The sequence below is a fragment of the Deinococcus aerophilus genome, from assembly GCF_014647075.1.
GTDB classification, from domain to species: Bacteria; Deinococcota; Deinococci; order Deinococcales; family Deinococcaceae; genus Deinococcus; species Deinococcus aerophilus.
Map to the genome: position 1 here is coordinate 1 of NZ_BMOM01000033.1, position 10,996 is coordinate 10,996.

Genomic DNA, 10,996 nt, shown 5'->3' on the forward strand with positions numbered 1-10,996 from the left:
TCGTTTCACGCTCGGTTGTCATGCATCGCGCCTCGCTTGAGGCTCAGAAAAGATACAGGCCTACTCCCAAACTGTCAACCCCTGTCCTCCTGAAGTTGCTTGAGGCTCCGCCACACCACCCCAGGCCACCCACCCTCAGTCAACGAGAAACAGCGTGAGCGTCCCGCTTTTTGCCCCTCCCTCGATGGTCAGCACCTCCAGCCGGCACCCCACTTGCCCAACCGTTAGCCACTTCCAGCAATCCGCCTGGGTGATCCGCTCCGCCCTTTGCCTCCTCCGGGGGGCATGATGGAAGGATGTCTCCACACCTCTGGCTCCGGTCCGGCACCGCCGCCGTGTTGACCCTGTTGTTTTGCAGCGCATGCTCCAGCGCATTGAAGGTGGAGAAGGTGGTCTCGGACGGCATGCTGTACACCGTGGCCGAGGTCAATCCAGCCACCGACCGGTTGCAGCTGCACTGGTTGAACCCCACCACGGAGCAGCCCTACCGGACCTTCGCTCAGGTCGGGGAGCGGCTGTCGAAAGAAGGTCAGCGGTTGCTGTTCGCCACGAACAGTGGCATCTATGCGCCGGGCCTGCGCCCCCTGGGGCTGCATGTCGAGGATGGCCGCACGCTGGTGAATGTGAACAATGCGCGCTCGGGAGGTAATTTTGCGCTGCTGCCCAACGGCGTGTTCTGGATCAAGGGCACCCAGGCGGGCGTGACCGAGACCCAGCGCTACCAGCGCCTGAACCTGCAGCCCACCTACGCAAGTCAGTCCGGCCCGCTGCTCGTGGCGAACGGACGCCTGCACCCCGCCTTCAACAAGGGCAGCACCTCCTTCAAGCTCCGCAGTGGCGTGGGCGTGTGCGAGGACGGTCGGGTGCGCTTTGCCGTCAGCGCTGGGCCCGTGAACTTCTACTCTTTCGCCGTGTTCTTCCGCGACCGCCTGAAGTGCCCGGACGCCCTGTATCTGGACGGCAGCATCAGCGCCTACGCCACCCCTGAGACCAGCACCCAGCTCGCCGACTTCGCTGGCATCTGGACGGTCAGCCGCTGAGGGCACCGGGGGCCGCATGCTAGCTTGGCCCATGCGGTTAAATGTGGTGTTTTTTGCCCATCTGCGGCGGGAAATCGGAGTGGAACAGCTGCAGATGGACGTGCCCGACGGGGCGGATGTCCGGACCGTGGCGCAGCTGGTGGAAGCGCAGCATGGCCTGAGCCTGAAGGGCTGCATGGTGGCCGTCAATGAGGGTTACGCCTCTCCGGAGCAGTCCCTGAAGCCCGGAGACGAGGTGGCCTTCTTGCCCCCGGTGGCCGGCGGTGAGGAGGACGGGCCCACCAGCGTGTGCGAACTTACCGAGCGTCCGCTGCAATTACAGGAGGCCGACGCTTTTCTGGTCCGGGCCGAATATGGCGCCCAGGCCTACTTTGTCGGCACCGTCCGCAGTCCCAACGCCGGGAAAACCGTGGAATACATAGACTACGAGGGTTTTGCGCCCATGGCGCGCAAGGTGATGCAGGGTGCGGCGGACACGGCGCGCGAGCGATACGGTGACCTGCGGGTGTTCATCCAGCACCGCGTCGGCCGGCTGCGGCCAGGAGAGGCGAGCATCCTGATCGGGGTCGCCAGCCCACACCGCCGAGCCGCCCTGGAAGCCTGCGACTTCCTGATCGAGCACCTCAAGGTCCACGTGCCGGTGTGGAAGCATGAGGCCGATGAGGACGGCCAGCACTGGGTGAGCGGGCACACCGGACACCCCACGTTGTAACCCGGGGCGGCGCGGCGCGCGTTATTCCGACTTATGCCCCTGCGCGCCGGGCCGCGCCTGAGTGTCCAGGAAGTACTGTGACGGACCGTGCTCGCGCGCGTGGGCCTCGAAGCTGAGGTAGTAGCGGCTGGCGAGCCAGATCATCAGCGTGACCACGCCGCTCAGGGCGAGCAGCGGCCACCAGCCCGGCGGTCCCGACAGGATGCCGTTGAAGACGAAGTGCAGGGTCATGCTCAGCGCCACCCCGCGCACCACCCAGCTGCGCCCCCGTTGCCAGTGCAGGCCGCCCAGCGCGTAGCCCTGGGGAGCGCTGAACAGGGCGTGCGCCAGGGTGGTGACCAGCGCGTGCCAGGCGGCGGCCCCGCTGCCAAAGCCCAGGGTGTAGGTCACGTTCTCCATCAGGGCAAAGCCCAGCGCGGCCGTCACGGCATAGACCAGACCGTCCATCGGCTCGTCGAAGGACAGTTCGGTGATGGCGGTGGTCGCCGCCACGAACTTGAACCCCTCCTCAATCACGGCGGTCAGCAGCGCGACAAGCAGCAGAATCAGCGGCAACGACGAATCCAGCAACCGCCCCAGGCTCGCCTCGAAGGCCGCCGCCACCAGCCACGCGAACATGCCCCAGCCAAAGGTGCGGGCCAGCAGCCACAGCGGTTCCGGATGTCGGTCGCGCCGCACGAAGAACCACAGCCACACGAAGGTGATGCCCACCGACACCAGGAGGGACAGCAGCAGACCCGTGGTCATGGGTGCCGGGTGACGCGGCTCAGGCGCGGGCCAGCCGTGCGGCCGCCTGCATGGGCTGGTGTGCCAGATGGGTCAGGGCCAGGGCCAGGGCGTCCGCCGCGTGGTTGTTGAACAGCTCCCGGACCCCCAGCGACGCCTTGACCATGTAGATCACCTGCTCCTTGTCGGCGCGTCCGGTGCCCACCAGCGACTGCTTCACCTGCATGGGACCGTAGGTGTGCACCGGAATCCCCGCCTGGGCACACGCCAGCTGCACGACGCCAAACGCCTGCCCGACCTTGAAGGCCACGTCGGCCTGCCGGCGCAGAATCTGGTCCTCGATGGCGACCGCCTCCGGCTGGTAGACCTCGATCAGGCGGCTGACCTCCGCGTGGATGTAGGCCAGCCGGCGCGGCATCACCCAGGCGCTCTCGGTGGTCAGGCAGACATGGTGCAAATGCCGGGCCTTCCGGACATCTCCGTCCACCAGTCCCAGCCCCAGGTTCGCCAGTCCGGGGTCAATGCCAAGCACGATCATGCGCCCAGCATACGGTAAAATGCCGACCAAAGCAGGGAAAGCGGCACGCAGGCGCCGCCCCACCGGATCAGGCCCGGCGGCACGACGCCCAGAAAACACGACGCCCAGAAAAACGGGACGCCGGGCCAGCGCAGAAGGTCCGCTGCTGGCCCGGCGTGGACGGGCCGAGTGCCCATCCCCCGGTTGTCCGTGGGGGCTTTAGTGGCTGGCGCAGCCGCCGCTGCCCTCGCCGTCGGGCGACTGGGCGCCGTCGGTGCGGAAGGAGTGGCCGCAGCCGCAGGAACTGGTGGCGTTGGGATTGTTGACGGTAAAGCCGCCGCCCATCATGTTCTCGACGAAATCGACCTCGCTGCCGCGCAGCAGAGACAGGCTCATGTGGTCCACGAGCAGCTTGACGCCGCGGTCGTGAACGATGGTGTCGCCGTCGAGTTCGCGGTCATCAATCGCCATGCCGTACTGGTAGCCGCTGCAGCCGCCGCTCTTGATGAACACGCGCACGCCCGCATTCTCCTTGCCGCTCTGGCTGAGGATGCCGAGGGCCTTCTGCGCGCCAAATTCACTGATGGTCACAGGCTTTTCGGGAACGTTGCCGTGGGATTCGGGAAAAGAAGTCGCGGTCATGCGTGAAGCGTAACACCATTGAAGCAATAAAAAGGTGTCTGACAGGCACATTGAGGTGGCGACGCGGAAGCGGCAACTCCTCCTTCAAACTTACATTCCTTGAGCGTGGTCATGTTAAGATGGAGCCATGACGAACCCCTATGCCGAGTGGTTCGAGCAGCTCCGCGCCGAATACAGTGAGCAGCTCGGGGCCATGCCTCTGCCCGACGGTCTTCCTGAGCATCTGCGCCAGCTGATTCACGAGCGCGACGAGGACGCCATCCAGTTCATGATCAAGCTGGCTTGGCAGTTTGGGGCACAGGTCGGGTACGCCGCAGGCAGCCGCCAGGATGGCGAGCAGGTCGCGGTGGTCCGGCCCCCGCGCGTTCAGGCCTGAGCGAGTCCGGGTTTTCAACAGCCGCCACCGTCCCCCGCGGAGCGGTTTTTTCATGACTTCACTTCAGTGTCCCGAGGAACGTGGCGTGGCCCAGCAGCCTGGCTCCTCGCGGCCGGACAACAGGCCCAGGGCCACCAGCTCTTCCAGGACCGTTTGAACGAAGACCCGCAGGGTTTCGGGGTGGGCCTGTCCGACCTCCTGGGGATAGAGGTGCAGGTCGGCGGCGCGGCGGGCCAGATAAACGGCGAGGTCGTTCACGCGGGCAGCATATCTGGGGTCCACTTCCAGCCACCAGAACACAAAAGCCGCCCCAACCTTCTGGCGGGGCGGCACGGGAACTTCCGGTCTTTTCTTCAGTCGTCAGCGGCGGCGTGGTGGGCCAGCGACTCGCGCTCGTCCGCTTCACGCAGCGCACGAATGCCGCGCACGATACCGATGGTGGCGAAGTACGTCACGGCAGGCACCACGAACATCAGGATCCACAGCACGGTGTTCGCGTTGGCGGTGGTCAGGACGTCGGCGCTGATCAGGTCTGGCTTGTAGCCCGCCACCGACATGATGATCAGCAGCGCCATGAACGAGGTGCCGATGGCCAGCCGCACCGGGTGGTTGGTGGGGTTCTCGGCGTAGTACACGTTGTCCTTGCTGCGGTCGAGCATGGGCACAGCGAACATGGCCAGCAGCACCACGGTGGGCAGCAGGATTGCGCCGACAAACTCGGAGCCGATGATGCCCCCGAGGATGTGGAACTCGAAGCTCGGGATGATCGCCAGGGCACCGAAGACCCACAGCAGGTACCAGTCGGGTTTGATGTTCTCGATGGGCGTGGTGCTCGGGGGCCCGAAGAACTCGACCGGGTGTACCGGGATAAAGGCGCTGAACAGCAGGATGATTCCGGCAAACAGCAGCGTGAGCATCAGCATGATGGGGGTCTGCTGGGTCAGCAGCGGCACACCGACAATTTTCTTGTAGGCGATGCGCTTGGCGTACTGCGGCTGGGTGTGCTTCTGCTTGATCATAATCAGCATGTGCGCGGCGGTCAGCGCGAGCAGGATGCCCGGCAACAGCATGATGTGATAGCCGTAGATACGCGGAATGATGCCGTCGCCCGGGAAGTTGCCGGCAAACGCGGCCTGCGCCAGCCAGCTGCCGATCCAGGGAATCGAAGCGGCGATGCCGTACACGACCTTGACGGTGTTGTAGGCGTAGTTGTCGTAGGGCAGGATGTAGCCGGTCACGGCGGTCAGCGCGGTGAAGATCAGCAGCAGCATGCCAATCCACCAGTTGATTTCACGCGGCTTCTTGAAGGCCCCGGTGAAGTAGATGCGCATCATGTGGATGACGGCGGCGGCGACCATGATGTTGGCGGTCCAGTGGTGAACGCGGCGCAGCATGTCCCCGAACGGCATGGCGTTGATCTTGAGGGCCGAGTGGTAGGCCGCCGGAATCAGGTTGGGCTTGTCCGCGGTGCCCGGGTCGAAGGAGTTGACGACCAAGCTGTTGCTCGGCTCGTAGGACAGGGCGAGCACGATCCCGGTGATGATCAGGATGATCAGGCTGAACAGCGTGATTTCACCCAGGAAGAAGCTGTGGTGAACGGGGAAGGCCTTGCGCAGGAACTTGTCGTTCAGGCGCGAGATGTGCAGACGCTCGTCAAGCCACTGGTTCATGCGCGTTTCTCCTTATGCGGTGCACGGCTCATGCGAGCTGTGCCTTGACGGCTTCGATCCGGGCTTCCCATTCCGCCTCGGTGAAGGGATAGGGGTTCGCCAGGAAGAACTCGGCCACCACCAACTGTTCACCCTCCTGCTTGATGGGCAGCTGCGCCAGCGGCCGGGGAGGCGGACCGCCGATGACCTTGCACCCCCGCTTGGGGTCGTACTGTCCCGAATGGCACGGGCACTTCATCTGGCCTTCCTGCTGGTCATCGTCGCTGACCGAGCAGCCCGCGTGGGTGCATACATCGCTGTACGCGACGATTTCACCGCTGATGGTGGCCTCGAGGTTCGTGGGCGGCACGAGCTGTCCCTGGGGAAAGCGGAACACGGCCAGCACGTTGTTGGGGTCACCCTTACGGATCAGGTTCTTGCCCTCTTTGTCCTTGCCCATCGGCCAGGCACGGACCAGCTGTTCACTGAGCTCGCTGATCTTGATGGGCTGGCCTTCCTTGCTGGCAGAGGCGTGTACCAGGATGTCTCCGGGAACCGGGGGCATCTTGTCGCGGGTCAGGCGGAACACCGGGTTGGCGGTGCCCAGCACACCGACCAGGCTGACCACGCCCACGGTGGCGGTGGTGCCCATCGCCACGTTGATGAACTTGCGGCGGGTAATTTCGGGGTCTTGTCTACGGTAACGGGTCATGGTTCAAACCTCTCCTGATTGAAAAGCACTGTTGGGCCGGTCGGACGCTCCGCGCGACCTACCAGGGGAACTCGCCGCTGGCGTCCTCGACCAGCACCTCGCCGTCCATGAAGTATTTCTTGTACAGGCCGGTGGCCAGGGCCAGCAGCAGAATGATCATGGCGGCGTAGAAGCCCTCGGCGGTCACGTTGGGCATCACGGGTTCGCTCGCGCCCCAGCCGGCGTAGTCAATCACCATCTGCCGGGCAAACAGCACGCTGAACAGCAGGGTCAGTCCCAGGGTGGTGATCATGCTCAGCATGGCAATGGGCGACGCACGCACCTTGTGGATGCCGGGATGCAGTTCGGTGCCTTCGGCCCAGACGCTGTACAGACCGATCAGGCCGTAGGTGAGCAGCACCATGATGAAGGTCGCCAGGAAGATCTCGGGCAGCTTGATGTCCTCGGGCACAAAGCGGCTGCGGTTCTTGAGGACCGCCGGATCAATCTTGGTCTGGCCCTCGGCCACGGTGGCGGGCGTCAGCAGTTCGGGAATCTTGTTGCCCCAGCTGTTGAGCACGTAGTTGGCAACTGCATAGACCTCGTTTTCCTTGAGCTGCTCGCCAAAGGCAGGCATGGCTCCCTTGCCGTTCACGATGACGCTGTGGACGTACACGGGGTCTGTCAGGATCTTCTCGTCGCCGGCCAGCTTCGGACCGACTCCCCCCTGTCCCTCGGCTCCGTGGCAACCCACGCAGCCGGCAGAGGCATAGACCGATTTACCGATGGTCGGATATTCCCGGCTGATGTTGGCCACCACTGCCGGGTCCACGGTCACCGGCTCGGGCGCCGTTTCCTTGTTAAAGAGGAACAGCAGGATGATCCACATGATGGCCGCGCACACGATGGCGACCCAGGGCATAACAGCGTCGTTTCTTTCCACGTTCCTTCTCCCTCGCGCGTGAAATGGCCTGTCTTCCTGCGCCGCACAGGGCTGGAATCCTTAAAAGCTGGCCTGTTGTCGCGGTCAGCATAGCATGCACCGAAAGCCCCTCTCAGCGGCCTTACACACCGTCTGGACCGCACTTTGCGGTCACCCCGGCAGGCCACACTCCGGCACGCTTTATGGTGCGCCTGACCGACCGGTTAAATGTCCCCTGCCGGGGGGATTCAGGCGGGAAGCGGCGGGTGCTCCCCCAGCGCCGCGAGCAACGGCCACAGGGCGGCCGCCAGCAGGCCCACGTCCCGGTTGACCGCTCCTTCCCGGCGGTCTGTTCCACCCTCGCTGAGCACCGCAATCACCAGAGGGCGTGGGGTATACAGCACCCCCACATCGTGGTGGACCCCGTCGAGTTCGCCGCTCTTGCTCGCCAGCCGGTACAGGGGATCGCCGCTTTCCGTGCGGGGCAGGCTGCGCCCGATCAGGTCCCGGTGCTGCTGGCGTTCCAGGATGGACAGGGCCAGGGCCGTGTGCGCCGCGTCGAGCAGTTCCCCGCGGGCCAGACGGCCCAGCAGATCGGCCTGCTCGTGGGCCGTGGTGCGGTTGCGTTCACCGCGGCGCTGGGCGGCGTTGCGGCGCTCGGGCGGAACCTGCAGGAGCCCCACCAGCCGCGTGTGCGTCCAGCCATTTCCAGTCATCCAGGTGTTCACCGCCGCCACGCCCAGCATCCCGATCACCAGATTGGTGGCGGTATTGTCACTGACGATGATCATCAGGGTCAGCACGTCGCGCCAGGACAGGGGCAGCCCCGGCCCCAGCTCGTGCAGCACCCCTGCCCCCGGCACCCGGTCGGCGGCGCTCAGCAGAACCCGCGCCTCCAGATCCAGCCGGCCCGCCTGGGACCAGCTCAGCGCCATCACGAGCAGCGGCACCTTGATGGTGCTCGCCGCCGGAAACACGCGGGCCGCATTCAGCGCGTAGAGTTCGCGGCCCGCGAGATCGCAGATCCGCACACCGACCTTGCCCGCATATCCCTGCGCCCGGAGACTGGCGAGAAAATCAGAGGTCATCGGGAGTGACTGTAGCAAGCCGATGCCCCGAGCAGCCCCCCCTCTGTCCTCGTCCTACTCGTCTGTCCTATTCGGGCCTACTCGGGCAGGTTCAGGCCCGCCAGGGCGGCAAAGGGATGCGCCGTACCCACGGGCCGCAGGGTACAGAACGGGGGGCCGCCCTCCGGCTCGACACGGTGGCGGCACGTGGGGCACTCGGGAAAAGCCTGGTCGGTGTAGGCCAGGTCCTCTTCCCGGCTGTCCAGTCGCCACTCGCGGGCGCACCCCGCCCGGAAGGTGACCGGTGTGGCAGGATCAGGGGCTCCCCCACCCCGCTGCGTCCTCGCACGCCTGCTAGTCAAGGTTGGCAATGCCCTCGCGGATGGCATACAGCGCGGCCTGGGTGCGGTTGTTCAGCTGCAGCTTGGTAAAGATCTCCGAGAGCCGGTTGCGCACCGTCTTCTCGCTGATGTCCAGCCGCAGCGCGATGTCCTGATTGGAAAAGCCCTGGGCGAGCAGCTTGAGGATCATGGTCTCGCGCTCATTGAGGTCGGCGTGTTTCTCACTGGGCAGTTCCTCGCGCTTGTCGCGGAAATCGTCAAGCACGTTCTGGGCCATGTCGGCGTCCAGCAGCGCCTCGCCGGCGGCCACGCGGTTGATGGCATCGAGCAGCGTGGCGGCGTCGGCGTCCTTGAGGATGTAGCCGCGGGCCCCGGCCTTGACCGCCTCGAACACGTAGCGGTCCTGACGGTACATGGTGATCATGATGACCCGCGCGCCCGGGTCGATTTCCAGGATGCTCTGGGTCGCTTTCACGCCGTCGAGGTCCGGCATCTGGATGTCCATCAGAATCACGTCGGGGTGCGTGTCTGCCGCGTATCGAATGGCCTCACGGCCGTTGGCCGCTTCCCCGATCACGCGCATGCCCTCGGATTCCAGCAGACTCCTGAGTCCCTGGCGGAAGAGCGCATGATCATCAACCAGCAGCACACGAATCATGCCGGCAGTCTAGGGCCAAAGCGCCGCCCGGTGGGAAGCAGGGACTACCATTGCGCTTTTCTATAGACCACAATTCCCGGGCCTGAAAGCAATTGGTAAGGCTCTCGCCGCTAGACTGCCGGGCGTGATCACCTGGTTTGACGCCTTGCTCGTAACCCTGTGGGCCGTTTTGACCGCCCTGGGGGCGCGCCGCGGTCTGGCGGGCCTGGCCTGGGGGCTGGGCGGCGTCGCCGTGTGCCTGCTGGCAAACGCGTTGGTGGGCGGCGCGCTGGCCGCCGGCCTGATGGCCCTGCTGCTGAGCGTCGGCGGCGCATTCGTCATCTCCCGGCTGATTCCCAACCCGCTGGAACAGCCGTGGCACCTGCTGGCCGGGGCCGTGGGCGGCTTCGCGCTGGGCGGCGTGCTGATCTCCACGCTGGCGCTGGGCTTTCCGCTGGACGTGCGCGTGACGGCAGCCGGCCGTTCCGGCGTCTACCCCTCGGCCAGCCTGCCCCCCGCGATCTACCACGCCGTACACGATTCGGCGGTTCAAAGCGGACTGCGGCAGGTGTGGGGCGCGGGACCGGCCCTGAAAATCCTGCTGATTCCCGACCAGGTGCGCGCCCAGTAAAGCGCTGCTGTCATAAGGACATGTCTGCCGGGGTCCGCCCTACTCGGCCTGCGGGGCGGGCGTCTCGGGATGCGGAGCGGCGGCCCCGCTGCGCTGGCTGAGCACGGTCGCCACCACCACGAGCAGCCCGCCCAGACCTCCGCGCAGACCCACCCGCTCCCCGATAAGCAGAAAGCTGAAGAGCGTGGCCGTGACCGGCTCCAGCGCATAGATCAGGCTGGCTTCGGCGGCGCTGACCGTGCGCTGACCCACCGTTTGCAGCAGGGTGGTCAGGGCTGTGGCCACTACCCCCAGGTACAGCAGCGGTCCCCAGGCGGCGGCCGGGGGCCAGCCCAGTTGCCCCCCGGCCAGCGCCGCCCAGAACCACGCCAGCACCGTTACCACCAGCAGCTGCGCCAGCGTGAAGGGCAGCGCCGCATGCCGGTGGGCCATGCGCTCCAGCGCGATGATGAACCCCGCGTAGGTCACCGCGCAGCCCAGCGCCCAGGCGTCTCCTATCACCAGAGTGCCGCCTTCCCAGGACAGCAACGCCAGCCCCCCCACCGCCAGGGGCAGCGCAAGAATCAGGGGAAGGGGCATCCTGCGCCGCTGGGCAATCACCAGCCACAGCGGCACCAGCACCACACTCAGGGCCGTGAAGAAGGCGGCCCGGTTGGCACTGGTGGTCTGCATGGCAATGGTCTGGGTGCCATAACCCGCGATCAGCCACATGCCCAGGATCAGGCCGTCTCGCCACAACCCGTCTCTTCCGGAAAAGGAGGTCCGCATGCTGGCTGGGGGGCCGTCCGCGCGCCGGCGTCTTAGTCCCCAGCCGCGCAGCCACAGCGCGGGCAGCAGCGCCACAAAGGCGATCAGAAAGCGCCACGCGATCAGCTGGGCCGGCAGCAACAGTTCGCCCAGGGTCTTGACCACCGCAAAGGTGCTGCCCCATACCGCCGTGACCAGAACCAGAAGCAGAACGCCGCGCAGGTGAGGAGACACGCCCGGGATTGTAGACGGGAAGAAGCAGGAAAATGCGCCGCCCCTCGGTGGAGTGGGCGGCGCA

General features: G+C 65.8%; 15 protein-coding genes. 4 read left to right on the forward strand and 11 right to left on the reverse strand.

What is annotated here, in order from left to right:
- Nucleotides 1–296: 296 nt before the first annotated feature.
- Nucleotides 297–1,040: a phosphodiester glycosidase family protein gene (locus tag IEY21_RS14295; RefSeq protein ID WP_229753122.1), complete on the forward strand. Its 744-nt coding sequence runs from the start codon at nucleotides 297–299 to the stop codon at nucleotides 1,038–1,040.
- Nucleotides 1,041–1,071: 31 nt separating this feature from the next.
- On the forward strand, nucleotides 1,072–1,752 hold the full coding sequence (gene moaD, locus IEY21_RS14300; protein WP_188905048.1) for a molybdopterin converting factor subunit 1: 681 nt from the start codon (nucleotides 1,072–1,074) through the stop codon (nucleotides 1,750–1,752).
- Between the two features lie 21 nt (nucleotides 1,753–1,773).
- On the opposite strand, the gene IEY21_RS14305 is transcribed toward moaD, so the two are convergent.
- From IEY21_RS14305 to IEY21_RS14315, 3 genes are all read right to left on the reverse strand, one after another.
- A complete protein-coding gene (locus tag IEY21_RS14305; RefSeq protein WP_188905024.1) occupies nucleotides 1,774–2,499 on the reverse strand; it encodes a PrsW family intramembrane metalloprotease in 726 nt (241 codons plus the stop codon).
- A 19-nt stretch (nucleotides 2,500–2,518) separates the two neighbouring features.
- Complete coding sequence (ruvC, locus tag IEY21_RS14310; protein ID WP_188905025.1) at nucleotides 2,519–3,016, reverse strand: crossover junction endodeoxyribonuclease RuvC; 498 nt, start codon at nucleotides 3,014–3,016, stop codon at nucleotides 2,519–2,521.
- A gap of 198 nt (nucleotides 3,017–3,214) precedes the next feature.
- On the reverse strand, nucleotides 3,215–3,637 hold the full coding sequence (locus IEY21_RS14315) for a HesB/IscA family protein (RefSeq protein ID WP_188905026.1): 423 nt from the start codon (nucleotides 3,635–3,637) through the stop codon (nucleotides 3,215–3,217).
- A 127-nt stretch (nucleotides 3,638–3,764) separates the two neighbouring features.
- On the opposite strand from IEY21_RS14315, the gene IEY21_RS14320 reads away from it, so the two are divergent.
- The gene (locus tag IEY21_RS14320; RefSeq protein WP_188905027.1) at nucleotides 3,765–4,013 is read left to right on the forward strand and encodes a DdrH; all 249 of its coding nucleotides are present in this window, start codon (nucleotides 3,765–3,767) and stop codon (nucleotides 4,011–4,013) included.
- A 63-nt stretch (nucleotides 4,014–4,076) separates the two neighbouring features.
- Here the strand turns inward: IEY21_RS14320 and IEY21_RS14325 are convergent, their stop codons facing one another.
- From IEY21_RS14325 to IEY21_RS14355, 7 genes are all read right to left on the reverse strand, one after another.
- Entirely contained in the window at nucleotides 4,077–4,271 is a 195-nt protein-coding gene (locus IEY21_RS14325) for a hypothetical protein (RefSeq protein WP_188905028.1), read from the reverse strand.
- Between the two features lie 95 nt (nucleotides 4,272–4,366).
- Complete coding sequence (locus IEY21_RS14330) at nucleotides 4,367–5,683, reverse strand: cytochrome b (protein WP_188905029.1); 1,317 nt, start codon at nucleotides 5,681–5,683, stop codon at nucleotides 4,367–4,369.
- Nucleotides 5,684–5,711: 28 nt separating this feature from the next.
- Complete coding sequence (locus tag IEY21_RS14335) at nucleotides 5,712–6,374, reverse strand: Rieske (2Fe-2S) protein (RefSeq protein WP_188905030.1); 663 nt, start codon at nucleotides 6,372–6,374, stop codon at nucleotides 5,712–5,714.
- A gap of 58 nt (nucleotides 6,375–6,432) precedes the next feature.
- Entirely contained in the window at nucleotides 6,433–7,275 is an 843-nt protein-coding gene (locus tag IEY21_RS14340) for a c-type cytochrome (protein WP_188905031.1), read from the reverse strand.
- Nucleotides 7,276–7,523: 248 nt separating this feature from the next.
- On the reverse strand, nucleotides 7,524–8,363 hold the full coding sequence (locus IEY21_RS14345) for a serine hydrolase (RefSeq protein WP_188905032.1): 840 nt from the start codon (nucleotides 8,361–8,363) through the stop codon (nucleotides 7,524–7,526).
- Between the two features lie 77 nt (nucleotides 8,364–8,440).
- A complete protein-coding gene (locus IEY21_RS14350; RefSeq protein WP_188905033.1) occupies nucleotides 8,441–8,704 on the reverse strand; it encodes a hypothetical protein in 264 nt (87 codons plus the stop codon).
- On the reverse strand, nucleotides 8,697–9,341 hold the full coding sequence (locus IEY21_RS14355; RefSeq protein ID WP_188905034.1) for a response regulator transcription factor: 645 nt from the start codon (nucleotides 9,339–9,341) through the stop codon (nucleotides 8,697–8,699). The genes IEY21_RS14350 and IEY21_RS14355 overlap by 8 nt, the downstream gene beginning before the upstream one ends.
- A 124-nt stretch (nucleotides 9,342–9,465) precedes the next feature.
- Here IEY21_RS14355 and IEY21_RS14360 point away from each other — a divergent pair, with 124 nt between their 5' ends.
- Nucleotides 9,466–9,951, forward strand: coding sequence for a hypothetical protein (locus IEY21_RS14360; protein WP_229753123.1), 486 nt, complete (start codon nucleotides 9,466–9,468; stop codon nucleotides 9,949–9,951).
- A 39-nt stretch (nucleotides 9,952–9,990) separates the two neighbouring features.
- Here the strand turns inward: IEY21_RS14360 and IEY21_RS14365 are convergent, their stop codons facing one another.
- Nucleotides 9,991–10,932, reverse strand: coding sequence for a DMT family transporter (locus IEY21_RS14365; RefSeq protein WP_188905035.1), 942 nt, complete (start codon nucleotides 10,930–10,932; stop codon nucleotides 9,991–9,993).
- Between the last annotated feature and the right edge of the window lie 64 nt (nucleotides 10,933–10,996).